Origin of the sequence: Vibrio fluvialis, assembly GCF_900460245.1 — a bacterium.
Classification (GTDB): Bacteria; Pseudomonadota; Gammaproteobacteria; order Enterobacterales; family Vibrionaceae; genus Vibrio; species Vibrio fluvialis.
In genome coordinates, this window is the sequence record NZ_UHIP01000002.1 from 1611931 (window position 1) to 1626573 (window position 14643).

12 protein-coding genes are annotated in these 14643 nt (G+C 46.8%); 5 read left to right on the forward strand and 7 right to left on the reverse strand.

The features are described 5' to 3' along the window. Positions 1-89: 89 nt before the first annotated feature. The 4 genes from DYA43_RS22545 to DYA43_RS22560 form a co-directional block, all read right to left on the reverse strand. Positions 90-647, reverse strand: coding sequence for a winged helix-turn-helix domain-containing protein (locus tag DYA43_RS22545; RefSeq protein ID WP_061055750.1), 558 nt, complete (start codon positions 645-647; stop codon positions 90-92). A 62-nt stretch (positions 648-709) separates the two neighbouring features. Beyond that, positions 710-2731 (reverse strand): protein-disulfide reductase DsbD family protein, encoded by a 2022-nt coding sequence (locus DYA43_RS22550; RefSeq protein WP_061056086.1) that lies wholly within the window; start codon positions 2729-2731, stop codon positions 710-712. Positions 2732-2874: 143 nt separating this feature from the next. Further along, complete coding sequence (locus tag DYA43_RS22555; protein WP_061055751.1) at positions 2875-3930, reverse strand: redoxin domain-containing protein; 1056 nt, start codon at positions 3928-3930, stop codon at positions 2875-2877. A 47-nt stretch (positions 3931-3977) separates the two neighbouring features. Continuing rightward, positions 3978-4601 (reverse strand): FMN-dependent NADH-azoreductase, encoded by a 624-nt coding sequence (locus tag DYA43_RS22560; protein ID WP_024374381.1) that lies wholly within the window; start codon positions 4599-4601, stop codon positions 3978-3980. A gap of 109 nt (positions 4602-4710) precedes the next feature. Between DYA43_RS22560 and pdxR the strand changes: the two genes are divergently transcribed. Beyond that, entirely contained in the window at positions 4711-6090 is a 1380-nt protein-coding gene (gene pdxR, locus DYA43_RS22565) for a MocR-like pyridoxine biosynthesis transcription factor PdxR (protein ID WP_061055752.1), read from the forward strand. Between the two features lie 92 nt (positions 6091-6182). Here the strand turns inward: pdxR and DYA43_RS22570 are convergent, their stop codons facing one another. Next, entirely contained in the window at positions 6183-7385 is a 1203-nt protein-coding gene (locus DYA43_RS22570; protein WP_061056087.1) for an NAD(P)/FAD-dependent oxidoreductase, read from the reverse strand. Between the two features lie 163 nt (positions 7386-7548). On the opposite strand from DYA43_RS22570, the gene DYA43_RS22575 reads away from it, so the two are divergent. Continuing rightward, on the forward strand, positions 7549-8067 hold the full coding sequence (locus DYA43_RS22575; RefSeq protein WP_024374384.1) for an RrF2 family transcriptional regulator: 519 nt from the start codon (positions 7549-7551) through the stop codon (positions 8065-8067). Between the two features lie 132 nt (positions 8068-8199). Here the strand turns inward: DYA43_RS22575 and DYA43_RS22580 are convergent, their stop codons facing one another. Beyond that, positions 8200-10071, reverse strand: coding sequence for a fructose-specific PTS transporter subunit EIIC (locus tag DYA43_RS22580; RefSeq protein WP_061055753.1), 1872 nt, complete (start codon positions 10069-10071; stop codon positions 8200-8202). Positions 10072-10339: 268 nt separating this feature from the next. Between DYA43_RS22580 and DYA43_RS22585 the strand changes: the two genes are divergently transcribed. Beyond that, on the forward strand, positions 10340-10642 hold the full coding sequence (locus tag DYA43_RS22585) for a PTS fructose transporter subunit IIB (protein WP_032082532.1): 303 nt from the start codon (positions 10340-10342) through the stop codon (positions 10640-10642). 8 nt (positions 10643-10650) lie between these two features. Further along, entirely contained in the window at positions 10651-11427 is a 777-nt protein-coding gene (locus DYA43_RS22590; protein ID WP_020328357.1) for a PTS sugar transporter subunit IIA, read from the forward strand. 22 nt (positions 11428-11449) lie between these two features. On the opposite strand, the gene DYA43_RS22595 is transcribed toward DYA43_RS22590, so the two are convergent. Further along, positions 11450-12292, reverse strand: a complete 843-nt coding sequence (locus DYA43_RS22595; protein WP_047460849.1) for a helix-turn-helix transcriptional regulator — start codon at positions 12290-12292, stop codon at positions 11450-11452. 383 nt (positions 12293-12675) lie between these two features. Here DYA43_RS22595 and DYA43_RS22600 point away from each other — a divergent pair, with 383 nt between their 5' ends. Next, the gene (locus DYA43_RS22600; RefSeq protein WP_061055754.1) at positions 12676-14583 is read left to right on the forward strand and encodes a PTS fructose transporter subunit IIABC; all 1908 of its coding nucleotides are present in this window, start codon (positions 12676-12678) and stop codon (positions 14581-14583) included. Positions 14584-14643: the final 60 nt, after the last annotated feature.

Here is a 14643-nt window from a genome sequence, read left to right on the forward strand (position 1 = left end):
CAGCGGCTTTTTTCATTTCTGATTTTTGTTACTGAATGGATGTTTTTCAATATCAAACACACTCTATGACATTAAGAAACGATTTTATTCTACAGGTATAACAATACCCATTGAGAGTCATTGTAATTAAATACAATCAATGACGTTAAAACAACGACAATTAAAACTAATATCGAATAGCAAAGCAGTGTTGAGTCATATACATCATTCTCTCTACGAGAGTAAATATTCTCATGTCCTGTTATGTTTGATTTTATTTCTTTGGTTTCTTGTCTTTTGCTCAGAGGTTGCCTTATCATCTGGTCTTCCAAGTTTACGACAGGTTCAACTTTTCCTATGAATTTATAACCTACTCTAGGTTCAGTCTTGATGAACTTTGGCGTTTTAATTGAGTCACTTAGACTGCGTCTGAGAGACGATATTGCTTGTGTTACACTGGCCTCATCCACCTGAACACCTCGGGCATTCCAAACACTCTCTATTAATTGTTTTTTTGATATCACTGTATTTTCATTGCTAACAAAAGCACTCAGTACTCTTTTTTCATTCTCTCCGAGACTAATAACGTCCCCCACTAAATTAGTTAACACCTTTGATTCAATATCAAAGAAATAATTTTGATTAAGAGTGACTTTATTGTGCGACATAATAAAAACATCTAATATTCAAACTCAAGCCATATAGATATATTTATACGGCTTGAATTTCATTACTGTGCGGACAACTGATTCAGGAGAATCGTGGGGGTGAGGATCTGAGGCAGCACCTCTGGTGTATCTACCCCTTTTCGATACCAAAGATAAAGTGGCACACCCGAACGCTTGTGCTGTGTAAGGAACTGAGTGATGGCACTGTCGCCATTGGTCCAGTCGCCGACCATAGTGACCACACCCTGTTGCTTCAAGGCTGCTTGCACGCTGTCTCGCGCTATCGAGGTTTTTTCATTCACTTTGCACGTCAAACACCAATCTGCCGTGAAGTATAAAAACACATCGTGATCCGCTTTTATCGCATCCAGCTCGGCTTGCTCAAACGGTAGAACATTGGATTCGAGATGAGATGGCTGTACCAGCGATTCTGAATCCCACGAGGCCATCACCAACAGCGGAATCAAGCTCAACACAATGGCTGGCCACCAGCGTATTTTGCGTTGTGACACCTGCCATAAACCAGTTAGCCACAAGCCAAAGGTAGACAGCATAGTCGCCGCAATGACCAACAGGGTGAAATCGCTGCTGGTCTGGCGCATCAATATCCATAACAGTCCCAGCACCGTGACAAACATAGGCAGTGCAAGAATGCGTCTTGCGGTGACCATCCACGCCCCCGGTTTTGGCAGCACTGTTCGCAACCTTGGCATAAAGCTCACCAACAAAAATGGCAACGCCAAGCCAAAACCTAATCCGGCAAAAATCATCAACGCACTGACCAGCGGCAACATCAAGGCAGCACCTAGTGCGGTGGCCATAAATGGCCCCGTACAAGGCGTCGCGACAAATGCCGCAAGGACACCGGTCCAAAAATCGCCTTTGGGTCCTTTGGAGTCTTGCAAGCGCGACCCAGAAGTAAGCGTTCCAATCTCATACAACCCTGCCAAGTTAAAGCCGATCGCATTCATCAACAGAATCAACGCCGTAATGACTACCGGGCTTTGCAGTTGAAACGCCCATCCGACTTGATGACCCAGCGATCTGAGCGCCAGAATGACGCCGCCCAGCATCACGCACACCAAGACCGCGCCGAACGTATAGGCGAGTGCACCAGCTCTGGCTTCTTTTTCAGAACCCTGATGCGCGATACTGAGAATTTTCAGACTCAAAATTGGAAATACGCACGGCATGATGTTGAGCAATAGGCCACCAGCCACGGCACCCAGAAATGCAATCATCGAGAGCGCGATGTCATTGTCCATCCATGAATCTTGCTGAACGGACAACGCACTTGGCGCATCGATGCGTTCGGCCTTGAACCGCAACGATGTGCCACTATTGAGCACGAGAACACCTTCAAACAGATCGCCGTCCGCGTCGCCTTTCACCGTGCTCATCGTCAGGCGATCATCGTTTAATGTGAATTGTTGAGCGGCGCTGTTAGACATCAAATCGTTGATGACGGGATACACGTGCACATTCTTCATATCGACGTTGTTCATAAAAAAAGAACTAGATAATGGCAAACGCAGTGTCAACGTCTCGTTGCTGGTGTAAAACTGCCCGGTTTCGTGCATGGGTTTAGGGATTCGTGCTTGCCATTGATTCAATCGATTTTGCAAGGCACTCTCTGCCGCGCCATCACCAACCGTCAATGCCACTCTTAATGACTGACTTTCCGGTAGACAACTTTCTGGGTTACATACCAAATAATTGAGCTCAAGAGCTAAATCGACCGAGTCGCCGTATTTATAGTCGTTGCTGATCGTCAGCGGCGCCAACAACACGTATTCACCGTGGTAGATGTAATTCATTAAACCACTGGTGAGCAGTTGGCTTGGCGCCGGGTAGGCCAATTCGCCAACGGTCACGCCTTTCGGTAAAGACCATTGGAAATGATTGGCAAAACCAGCGTCACCCGGGTTTTCCCAATACCCATGCCAGCCTGCTTGCGGTGTCATTTTTAACGCTAATGTTTGTGTTTGACCAGCGGACGGATGTTCAGACGCCGTAATAATGGAAGCAGACAGTAAATAGTTCGGACCATCATTAGGGTTACTCAACGCTTGAAATGAAGCCATTATACAAGCGGTAAACGTGATGATACGGACGAAAAGAACAATGTACTTCATGTTTTTCATCTCTAATAATTCAACGAATGGCTGTTATTATTCATGTGAAGTAAAAATAACAGCCATTGGGGGACACTTTATATTTTAGAATTTCACAATGAAGTTAAAACATTTTCAAATTCACTATCTTGCACTGAGACTTTCGATTCAATACGTCCACTTTTATCCATTAAAATAATGGTTGGAATTTGGTTCACGCCAAATGCTTCAAATAATTTTCCATCACCGTCAAATACAATCGGCAAACTGGTTCCATAGCTCTTTTTATATTCGTGCAGTTCAGCCACAGAGGACCAAACATTGGTGGATATTGAAACCCACTTCATATTTTTTGATTTGGATTTCTCCTCTAGCAGTTCGCGGACCTGTGTACACGCCTTTGACGATTCCGGTGCTGTCTCTTCCAAATACCATTCGCACCAAGGGCCAAAAAAGACCAACCCGACTTTGGCGCTATTGTCCTCGCCAAACTTCAACTCGATGCTGTTGTCATTAATCGTGGTGAACGCTAAATTTTTTAGCGTGTCGCCAACTTGATACGTATGCGCATCCGGTGCTGACGAGTTAGCTATGGTCACCTTGTCAACGGTGGGTTGGTGAATGACACGCTCAAGTTGGTTGTGAAAATTTTCGTCATCGACATGACCAAAGTAAGAAAATCGGCCTTGTTTATCAATCAACACATGTTGCGGTGTCACTCTCAGTTTTAAGGCTCGAGCGAGAGTTCCGTCATCAATCACCGTCGGCATCGTCAGCCCCATTTTTTTCAAAAACGGTTTCACCGACTGCAGGTTGTCATTAATGCCTGTATTGACCGATATCACTTCGATTTGATCGCGATATTGCTTGTATATGGCTTCAAACCCGGGCATTTGCTCACGGCAAGGGATGCACCATGTCGCCCAGAATTTGATATAGACCGGTTTCTTGCCATACACCTCGCTCAAGTCGATCGTACTGCCGTCAATGGTGGTAATTTTCATATCAGGCGCCGGTTTACCGACCAAAAGTTCGCCCGCCGACTGAGCTCGACGCTGACCGTCAGCGGCGTAATCAATCTCTTCCGCGCGAGCTTGCTGATAGAAAGACACGAGGCTTAATACCACCGTAACAAAGAGGTTTAAATATTTTTTGTACATAGGCTTCATAGTGAGCATCCTATTTGAAGTAACTTTAAAGATTTAAGTAGGAAAATTTATAATAATTGGATTTTGATGACGTGTTCTTCTAGATGCGATAATAGTTTTTGACGAATGAATTCAATATTATTTTCGATAACCTCATGAGAAGAAACGGTACTTTCAATTGCAAAGAAACTGACACTTTTGATGCCAATCGTGCTGAGTACTTCTTTCATATACGGTGTGAAAAAATCAGGTTGATATGCATTATTTCCTGAAAATCTCCCACCGGAAGAAATAAGCACATATACCGGTTTATCGTCTAATAATCCCAGTTTCCCGGTTGGCGTAATGGCGAACGTCTTTTGAGCGCGCACTACATGATCCACCCAGCTTTTTAACCCGGAAGGCAGCGAGAAGTTATGCATCGGAGACGCCACGATCACCAAGTCAGCTTCGATTAAATCGTCAATCAATCGATTCGACACAGCCAGGCTGCCCGTCGACTCATCGTGCTGCTGTTCAATGCTCGCCACGGAGATCGAATATTCGCTATCCACCTGCGCCAGTCGCGTCACGTTTTCTTCCGTCACGCTTACAGGCGTCAGTGTCGACACACGCTGAAGCAATGCTTGTGCGAGGGCATACGTCGAAGATGTTTGTTGCCTCGGGCTACTGTTAATCAATAGTATTTTCATATTGTCTCCAAAACTTCGATAGTCATGCCGTATTGGTAGTGATGTTACAAGCTAATATGGCTTACAATAAGAGCCATAAGTTTAAGATTTTTATGGACCATAATTGGACATGCAAAAAGGCCAGAACAAACTGTTTGCCTATAAACTGGTTTACAAGCGGATTCACAGCGCGATTTTAGAAGGCGTACTCAAACCCGGAGAGCGAATCCCATCGGCACGTGCTCTCGCCAAAGAGATGGGACTATCCCGTGGCAGCGTGGAAGAAGGCTACGCCCTTCTGAAATCCGAAGGTTTTATCGAAGCCAACGGGCAAGCGGGAACACGAGTCAGCCAAAGCGTTATCGAACAACCGAGGCCTTCTTTAAGCGAAGTGACAGTGCGTCAGCCCGGCTTTTCTGCCGACTTGCAAACAACGGATATCCTCCCTTTTCAGCTTGGCATTCCTGCTCTGGATGCTTTCCCTTTTAAGAGCTGGGCGCGCATGGCCGCAAGAAATGCGCGTCATACCGCGATAGAGAATCTGACGTATCCTTCTGTGTATGGTTTGCCAGAACTGAGACTCGCGATTGCCCAATATTTGAACGTGTATCGCGGTGTGCAATGTCAACCGACGCAGGTTTTTATTACGTCCGGCTATGTGAACTCATTAAAGTGGATCACGAAGGCCTTGCTTTCTGTCGATGACAAAGTAGGGGTTGAAAACCCGGGTTATCCGCTCACCAAGTTGATATTGGAAAATGAGCGCCTGACGCCCGCGTTTGTGCCCATCGATGACAGCGGCGTCACCATTCCTCAAGATCGTGGCATCAAAGCTCTCGTTATCACGCCAGCACACCAAAGCCCAACGTGCGTCTCGCTGTCACTGCAACGACGCCAGATGTTATTGGATTGGGCAATCACCCAAGACAGCTGGATCATTGAAGACGACTACGACGGCGAATACCGCCACACCGGCCTGCCGCTGCCCGCATTAAAGAGTTTAGATAGCCAAGACCGGGTCATTTACTCGGGGACATTCAGTAAAGTGTTATTCCCTAACCTCCGAACGGCCTATATTGTAGTTCCGCAAAACTTGGTGGACCGCTTTGAACAACTCTCCGATTTGTATGCTGGCAATGTCGCTGGTTTGACCCAACTCTGCATTGCCAACTTCATGCAAGAAGGGCACTTCAGTCGTCATATCCAACGGATGCGCAAGTTGTATCGTAAGCGTAGAGAGTTCACGGCCAGATTATTTGCTCAATATCTGGGGGATAAAGTTTTCATTGAGCCTCAACCCGGCGGCATGCACATGATATTGAGATTCAACGATTCCAGCTGCGATGACGTCGAGATAGCCAAAACACTGTTGCGTGATGGGCTCTATTCTCAGGCGCTGTCGCAGTGGTCTTCGACGCCAATTCATCCCGGCTTGATCCTCGGCTTCACCAACATCAAAACAGAAGAGGAATGCACCGCGCTGATATTCAGACTCAAAGCGGCGCTTTAGCCTTCCCCATCTATCTCAGTTTATCGAATATAAACCAGACAAAACGCGTACACGGCGTTTTGTCTGTGTGATTTACCGTGTAATAACGTGACTTATACCCAAGGGGCAAGCGGATCGGCCTGTTCCATGATCAAGTCCAGTTCTGCTTTTGGCGGATAAATGAGTTCATTGGTGATGGCGATTTTGATTTTTTTTGCGTCTTCTTTGACGGATTTGACTTTCTGTTCCCAGCCTTCAGTAAACACCGCGCCCCATGAACCGAGGTCCAAACAAGTCACATAGTTTTCTTGTTTGTAAGGCAAGTAATCACAATCGAGTAAGCTCGCGGCAACATTATGCCCGGCGAATTTACCCATTAATATCGCATGTTGACAGCTCATCAATGCATGATTGCCTTTGTCATCCGTTGCAGCATAAGCCACATCACCAGTTGCGAAGATGTTCGGCTGATCGATCACTTTCAACGATGACTCAACATGCAGCCTGCCCTGCGGGCCTTGCTGTTTCTCGAACACGTTCGTTAAATCATTCGCTTTGACGCCAGCGGTCCAGATGACGGTCTTGGATTGAATCTCTTCGCCAGAACAGAGTCGTAAGCCGTGTGCGGTGATTTCTTCAATCTGTGCATTCAGCATCCATTCAATCTCCAGATCGTCTGTCGCTTGCTTGATGACATCTTGTAACTCTTGACTGTAATTGGTACCAATCTGGCCATTGCGTTCCACGATGATGACTCGAACTGGCTCACTCTCCCCCAGCAGAGCTTTCAGTCTGGCAGGCAGTTCCGTCGCGATTTCAATCCCGGTGAATCCCCCGCCACAAACCACAACGGTATTGCGAGCCTGAGAAGACGGCTGGTTTGCCAGGCCGTTGATGTGCTGTTCCAAAACCGCGGCGCTGTCGATTTGGTCAAGGTCAAACGCATATTCTGCAATGCCTCTCACCATATCTCGGCGTAGATTTGACCCAGCCGCTAACACAAGCCTGTCGTAGTGCTTGGTAATCGGGCGCTGATTTTCATCAACATAAACCACTTGTTGAGTGTCCGATTCAATGTTGGTGACCTGCCCAACAACGAATTTCACGCCCATCGTCTCAAACACCGGCATCAACGGAGAAACCAGTGTCTGTACTTTTGATTCATAAAAGCGCGGGCGAACACGCAGCTCTGCAACAGGTGCGATGACCGTCACACCGACGTCTTCCGCTTGCTTCAACTTTGCCAAACGCGCAGCACTGAGCGCTGCCCACATGCCCGCAAAACCGGCACCAATAATCACTATTTCTTTACTCATGTGAGATTCCTCGTTCACTTCTGACTCATCATTTCGGCGCAGCATACAAGAAAAAATAAACTGCGACAATATTAGTCGCAGTTTATTTTTTTGCTCGATTTCTTTATGCTTGTCGCAAGAGAGTGATTTACACTGCCAAGTCATTAGAATCAGAGGTTAACTCATGGCTTTTTACAGCTCAGGCGTTGAGTATGGGATTCACTGTTTGGTGAATATGGTTGATGAAGACGGCGAACCAAGAGAAATGTCCGTTCGCGAAGCGGCGAACTTACAAGGCGTCCCGTATGATTATTTGGGCAAAATCTTTACTAAGTTCTCAAAAGCGGGGTTAGTCGAGAGTTCTGAAGGTCGCAAAGGCGGTTATAAGCTCGCCAAGTCGCCAGCGGAGATCAGTGTGCTTGATATCGCGATTGCGATTGATGGTGAAAAGTCTATTTTCGACTGTAAAGAAATTCGCCAACGGATGAACATCTTCACGGATGATGTTCCTCAATGGGCATGCGAAGGGATGTGCGGAATTCACGCGGTCATGAGAAAAGCTCAAAACCAGATGCAGAAAGTCTTGGCTGAACAATCCATTTTAATGCTTTCAAAACAAATGTATGTGAAAGCGCACGCCACCTATGCCGTAGAGATAAAAGACTGGATTGGTGCGAATAGAAGTCCGGAGAATAAGGCGTAGAAAGCTTCTCTCCTATAGGCTTCAGAGAGATCAAAGCATCGAGAAAGACCGAAACACATCATCTTTTATTGGCCAATCTACCGATTTAACTATTATTAGATTGGCCAAACTAAACTCCGGCTGTACTTCTAATCAAGAAACTCTTCTCGCTTTCAGTAGCGCGGTCGCATTAAACATCGCATCTTTGGTACTGACATCCAGCACTTTGATCTTCCTGAAGCGTTCCGGTTCTTTAATCGCCACATCATGAGCAAAAATAACAAACCGTGCGTTGTCGATGTCTTTGCTTGTAATTCGATTGATAACGCCGTTTGCGCCTTGTGTTTCTACCTTGATTTTTATACCAAGAGCACACGCCGCTTTCTCTAGCGATTTAGCGGCCAGAAACGTATGTGCCACACCAGAAGGACAAGAGGTCACGGCCAAAATGTCTGCTTCCCCCTCACCCACAACAGAACCATAACCTTGAGAATGGCGAGCATAGAGATCGTCTTCAGTGACGGTTTTTTTGAGCGCAATGGCAATCAACGCCGTAGTCACCGAACCTACAATTGTCCCGACGATATAGCCAATTTTTCCATCGACCACGGGGAGGACAATCCAGCCCCCCCACGGAGCATGGTTCATGACATGAAACATAAAACCAATCACATTACCAACAATGCCCCCTGCCACGATAGCGGGCAGCACGCGAGCGGGATCACTAGTCGCAAAGGGGATAGCGCCTTCACTAATACCAATCATCCCCATAATGCCAGCAGCTTTACCTGCTTCACGTTCATCCCGTTTAAATTTACCTGGTGCCAAGAACGTCGCCAGCGCCATCCCCAAAGGAGGCGTGCATATCGCGATGCCAACACCGCCCATTAGCCATGGTTGCGTATTCACCTGAGTTTGAGCAAACAAAGTCGCCACTTTATTGATCGGTCCACCCATATCAAAAGCTGTCATTGCACCGAGCACCGTACCGAGCAGCACTTTTCCGGACCCCGCCATCCCCGTCAGTACTTCGTTCATGGTTGTCATCGCACTGGCAATGGGAGTACCAATTAGCCACATCACTGCGCCGCAGGTGATAAACGTGCCAATCAGCGGATAAATAAATATCGAACCCAATGAACTCATACTATCTGGCAAATGAATTTTCTTTAAAAGCCACACCACAAATCCGGCAAAGAAGCCGACTACAATCGCCCCGAGGAAACCGGTATTGTAATGACTGACCGCGATCCATGAGCCGATCATGCCCGGGGCAAGCCCTGGTTTATCCGCAATCGAATATGCGATATATCCGCCAAGGACAGTTGTAAACAACGTGAGGCCCGCTATCCCCATTTGAGCGATGTCGGCAAGAATGCCTTTTTCCGGAACACCGCCATGACCAGAGAGCATCACCGATAACGACAACAGTACTCCACCCGCAACAATAAACGGGATCATATGAGAAGTGCCAAACAGCAGATGCTCTTTAATGCGCCCGAGCTTTCTCGCCCAAGGGCTGAGAGGCAACGACGCGAACTCTGCTGATGCCGAAGGAAATGGATTGGATTGAGTTTGAATATCGGTCAGCATCTCAAGCGCGTCTTCTCGCGATTGTGCCGCTTTGAGCCTTTCAACAAAGCCATCTTCGATGATTTTTGTAGAAATTTGTGCAAGAACTTCAATATGTTGATTGTCATCCCCATCGGGTGACGCCAGCATGAAAAAGACATCAGACAGTTCGCCATCCTCTGCACCATAGTCAATGCCGCGGCGGCTTATCCCAACGGCAACCGCAGGTTTCGACACTGCATCGCTTTTAGCGTGTGGAATGGCAATGCCGTCATCGAATCCGGTGTTACCTATCTCTTCTCGCTTCCAGATATCCGCTAAGAACTGACTTGGGCTGTTGAGCTTGCCCGCAGAATCTAACATTGTGGTCAGTTCTACGAGCGCTTCGTCTTTGGTTTGAGCTTTCAAATCCAGGCATATCGTATCCAGCTCAATCAGGTTTGTGATGTCCATTGTTTTACCTTCCAATATTCACGCTGGAATATATACCCAAGTGAGTGTGAGATACAGAATCCCAGACTCGAATGCATTCCTTCTTGTTCTCGGTGAGCATAGATTAGCCAGTGACTACCCTGTGAGATATAGGACTAAAAGTGCATTAACTGGATTAATGTAACATGAGATTTAAACTGTGATAGAGCTCTTGCGTTAATTCGAACTGGGTTAGATTCAACTGACGACCACTGTGCTAGTATCCACAAAAAAATAAAGTGGATAGAGAATGAGAATCGTAGCGGTGACCGCGTGCCCTACAGGCATCGCGCACACTTATATGGCGGCAGATGCATTGATGAAAGCTGCGCCAAAATATAACGTACAGATAAAAGTCGAAACGCAAGGTGCAATGGGGATTGAAAATCAACTCACACCTCATGATATTGCTCACGCCGATCGCGTGCTAATTGTGTCTGATATTGAAATAGAACAACCAGCGCGATTTGAAGGTACGGATAAAATTCAAATCTCAATTGAAGATGTATTGCTGAATGTCGACAAAGTGTTTCTCGTCCACTGTCGCAACTGAATTCACAGATGAACGAATACCAAATCACTTTTTTTGTCGAAGACGCTAACGCGAGTGCTCATGTAGCCCAGCCGTTAAATCGTGTCGCAAAGAAGTTCAAAAGCACCTTACACATCATAAACATAACGCAAAATCGCATTGCTGAGCTGACGAAATCCGTTGCGATTTTTCAGGTAGGGTTACGACAAGGCGATCTATGCCAAATCACCGCCATCGGTATTGATGCAGAGCTGGCATGTTTTGTTATTAAAGACATTATCGCCGAGCGCTTTACTGTCGTCGGCTCCCATATCAACTATGAGTTTTCTGGCCAGTTAGCACAACGATTGCCACAAATATGCCCGCCTTGTGAAATCAAATGGCACTACGCCAAAGCACATACTAACCTCACCAAATTTGAATGCTTAAAAGGGCTCGCCCAGCTGATTCATCCTATTTATCCGGACGAGTTGATTCTGGCTTTCATCAAAAGAGAAGAGCGCTCCTCTACATGCGTCGCACCGGGAATCGCACTGCCCCACGTAATGTTTCCCGGCATTGAGCACATATCTATTGCCGTCATTGCCAACGAAAAGTCGATGGATTGGGAATCCAAAATGGGAGAGGTTCACCTCGTTATAGCACTGGTGATGCCTGAAAAACCAACGCGCGAACAGCTCATCGCCGCAACCAACCTAACCCGAAACCTACTGACAGACCAAATGGCAGAACGGCTGTTGTTAACCAAAAGCAGTATCGACTTACAGGCGCTGCTGATGTACGCCATGTCAAGACTGCTTGGCTAGCAGGCAGGAAAAGCTAATTGGGTTAAATTGAACCACGATACTCTGTTGGCGTTCTGCCAGTGCGGCTTTTAAATACGCGGCAGAAGTAGTTCACATCTTTAAAACCACACCGTACTGATACGTCGTTGAGTTTGAATTTGTACTTCTTCAACATGAACTTGGCGCGATCCACTCTTACCCACGTAATGTAATCTGCCAAAGTCATATGCCCTTGCTGGCGGAAAAGACGAGATAAATGGTTAGATGAAATGCTGAACCGAGACGCAATGCTGTCCCGCGTAATTGGCCGATGGAAATTCTCCTGAATGTAGATACAAATTCCCTGATAGAGATCTTGAACCCGATTTTGTGATTGCAGCTCGGCAGGCGCATCCAGCATCGTTTTCGCATACTGTAACAAAGCCTGCAGCAGTAATTCATCCATCGGCTTCTTGGTATTTTCACGCGCCAGCGAACTCAGTGCTTCTAAAATGTTATCAATGGCGAAACCTGAGCGCGTCTGAATACTGTGTTTTTGAATGTCATAGAAGTTTGCCTCGCCTTTACGTTTACTCACAAAGCTAAGTCCAAGCTGGCGACGCCCAAAGAGAATGCTCAAGACTGAACAATCACTATCCCAGTCAGGTTTGTTCCAACAGTTGGGCGGAATAAATATCGCGTCTCCTTTCTGAGCGATAATATTGGTGACTTTTCGGTCATGACTTTCCATTTCGTTAATATACTCTCCGTAAAGGACTAATTCTAAACGGGGGAAATTAACTTGATAACTAAATTCAGGCGGCGTATGAAAATCACCCGCAAACCAAACATTATGAAAAGGTTCGCGTTCATTTAACACGGCTGAAATTAAATCATGAAAAATCATTTTCTTACACTCTACACATGCTTGAATGACGCTGCGCTTACAGATATACACTTGAAATGGCTTTTCTCTATTGAGCAAAATCACACTTTCATTTTAAGGTTACAAAAATCCAGTTAACGCATCAATATTCCAGTTCAAACTTTCCAGACAAAGCCAATAAAGCCTTTAATAATCTTGGGCAACACTCAACAAACTCATGATTTATCAGGCTCATCATAATGCATCACATATGCAGTTAGTTTTAGGAGTTAAGACGATCTAAATCACACTGCAACAAGGACGTTACAATTCTCCAGCAAATGCATTTTTTCTTCACTACTGTCTATTGTTCATTAAATTAAGAATACCTGTGAAATGAAATTTATATTTACAGGGGTTCGACAATGATCACCAAACTAATAAATGAAGATTTAATTAAACTCGATCTTCAAGCGACTTCGAAAGAAGATGTATTTAAAGAACTCGTTTCTATTCTTTATACGCAAGGTCGTATTTCTGACCAAGCCCAATTCCTTGCCGATATTAAAGAGCGTGAAACATTAGGTAATACAGGATTTGAAGATGGTGTTGCCATTCCGCATGCGAAGAGTGCTGCCGTTCTAGCGCCTGCGGTTGTCATCGGCGTTAGCCAGTCTGGCATCGACTACGGCGCAGAAGACGGTTTGCCATCCAAGTTGTTCTTTATGATCGCCTCTCCGGACGGTGGCGATAATCACCACATCGAAGTGCTGGCAGAACTATCTTCAAAACTGATTGAAGATGGCTTTATTGATGCCTTCCTCAGCGCCACAACCTCAGAACAAGCACTTGCCCTGCTGCTCGCAAAACAAGAGCCTCAACCCACAGCCAGCGCAGAAGAAAGTAAAGGTTTCATCATCGGCGTCACTGGCTGCCCAGCAGGCGTTGCTCACACTTACCTTGCTGCCGAAGCATTAGAGAAAGGCGCGGCTGCGATGGGTTACGCGATTAAGGTTGAGACCAACGGTTCTATCGGGGTAAAAAACGGTCCGACAGAAGACGAGATCCAACGTGCTGATGCCATCATCGTGGCGTGTGACAAACAGGTCGACATGAACCGCTTTGCAGGCAAACGCGTGGTGAAGACCAACGTTAAAGCGCCCATCCGTGATGCGCAAGGCGTGATTAACGAGGCATTAAGCGCACCGGTTTTCCAAGCTGAGATGAAAGCTAGCACCCCATCTTCGGTCTCAGACAAAGCCTCTCAGGCTCGCTCTGATCTTTACCGTTATTTGATGAACGGCGTCTCACACATGATCCCATTTGTGGTCACCGGCGGTCTGTTGATTGCGCTCTCTCTGGCGATTGGCGGCCAACCAAGCGAAGCAGGAATGGCCATCCCGGAAGGCAGCATGTGGAATCAGATCCTAAACGTGGGTGTGGTTGCCTTTACATTAATGATCCCAATTCTTGCTGGCTACATTGCTTACGCAATTGCCGACCGTCCTGCGTTAACGCCAGGTTTGATCGGTGGCTGGATTGCAAACAACGGTTCGTTCTACGGCGCAGATGCAGGTACTGGCTTCATTGGTGCCATTATCGCCGGTTTGCTGGTTGGTTACTTCGTGAAGTGGATTACTTCCATCAACTACCACAAGTTCATTCAACCTTTAGTGCCAATCATGATTGCGCCGATTACCGGCTCATTGTTCATCGCAGGGCTCTTTATCTTCGTTATCGGCGCGCCAATCGCCAGCCTGATGGATGGACTCACCGCCCTGCTGACTACCATGAGTACCGGTAACGTAGTCCTGCTCGGTATCGTACTTGGCGGTATGGCCGGCTTTGATATGGGTGGCCCGTTCAACAAAGTCGCTTTCCTCTTCTCTGTCGGCATGATTGCCAGCGGTCAAACTCAATTTATGGGCGCGATGGCGTGTGCTATCCCAGTTGCTCCACTGGGTATGGCTCTGGCTACCGTCTTGGGCCGTAAGTTTGACCTGTTCGAAGAGTCAGAGACGGAAGCAGGTAAAGCCGCAGGAGCGATGGGTCTGGTCGGCATTTCTGAAGGTGCAATCCCATTCGCAGCGCAGGATCCAATGTCAGTCATTCCGGCAAACGTCCTTGGCTCAATGGTCGCGGCCGTTATGGCGTTCTCATTTGGCATCACCAACAGCGTCGCACATGGTGGTCCTGTGGTCGCACTGCTTGGCGCAATGAACCACCCACTATTAGCTCTGATCTGCATGGCAGCAGGCGCAGCAGTTACCGCAGTCACCTGTGTAACGCTCAAGAAAGTCCGCAAAGCAAAAATGATTGAAGCTATCGCTTAATCCCTCCCCATACCACTCCAATGGCTCGGGCAACATCCGAGCCATGATGACCTTCTATGG

Excerpts from the sequence above, each read along its gene's own strand:
- DYA43_RS22545 (WP_061055750.1), bottom strand. The coding sequence starts at position 647 with ATGTCGCACAATAAAGTCACTCTTAATCAAAATTATTTCTTTGATATT.
- DYA43_RS22550 (WP_061056086.1), bottom strand. The coding sequence starts at position 2,731 with ATGGCTTCATTTCAAGCGTTGAGTAACCCTAATGATGGTCCGAACTAT.
- DYA43_RS22555 (WP_061055751.1), bottom strand. The coding sequence starts at position 3,930 with ATGAAGCCTATGTACAAAAAATATTTAAACCTCTTTGTTACGGTGGTA.
- DYA43_RS22560 (WP_024374381.1), bottom strand. The coding sequence starts at position 4,601 with ATGAAAATACTATTGATTAACAGTAGCCCGAGGCAACAAACATCTTCG.
- pdxR (WP_061055752.1), top strand. The coding sequence starts at position 4,711 with ATGCAAAAAGGCCAGAACAAACTGTTTGCCTATAAACTGGTTTACAAG.
- DYA43_RS22570 (WP_061056087.1), bottom strand. The coding sequence starts at position 7,385 with ATGAGTAAAGAAATAGTGATTATTGGTGCCGGTTTTGCGGGCATGTGG.
- DYA43_RS22575 (WP_024374384.1), top strand. The coding sequence starts at position 7,549 with ATGGCTTTTTACAGCTCAGGCGTTGAGTATGGGATTCACTGTTTGGTG.
- DYA43_RS22580 (WP_061055753.1), bottom strand. The coding sequence starts at position 10,071 with ATGGACATCACAAACCTGATTGAGCTGGATACGATATGCCTGGATTTG.
- DYA43_RS22585 (WP_032082532.1), top strand. The coding sequence starts at position 10,340 with ATGAGAATCGTAGCGGTGACCGCGTGCCCTACAGGCATCGCGCACACT.
- DYA43_RS22590 (WP_020328357.1), top strand. The coding sequence starts at position 10,651 with ATGAACGAATACCAAATCACTTTTTTTGTCGAAGACGCTAACGCGAGT.
- DYA43_RS22595 (WP_047460849.1), bottom strand. The coding sequence starts at position 12,292 with ATGATTTTTCATGATTTAATTTCAGCCGTGTTAAATGAACGCGAACCT.
- DYA43_RS22600 (WP_061055754.1), top strand. The coding sequence starts at position 12,676 with ATGATCACCAAACTAATAAATGAAGATTTAATTAAACTCGATCTTCAA.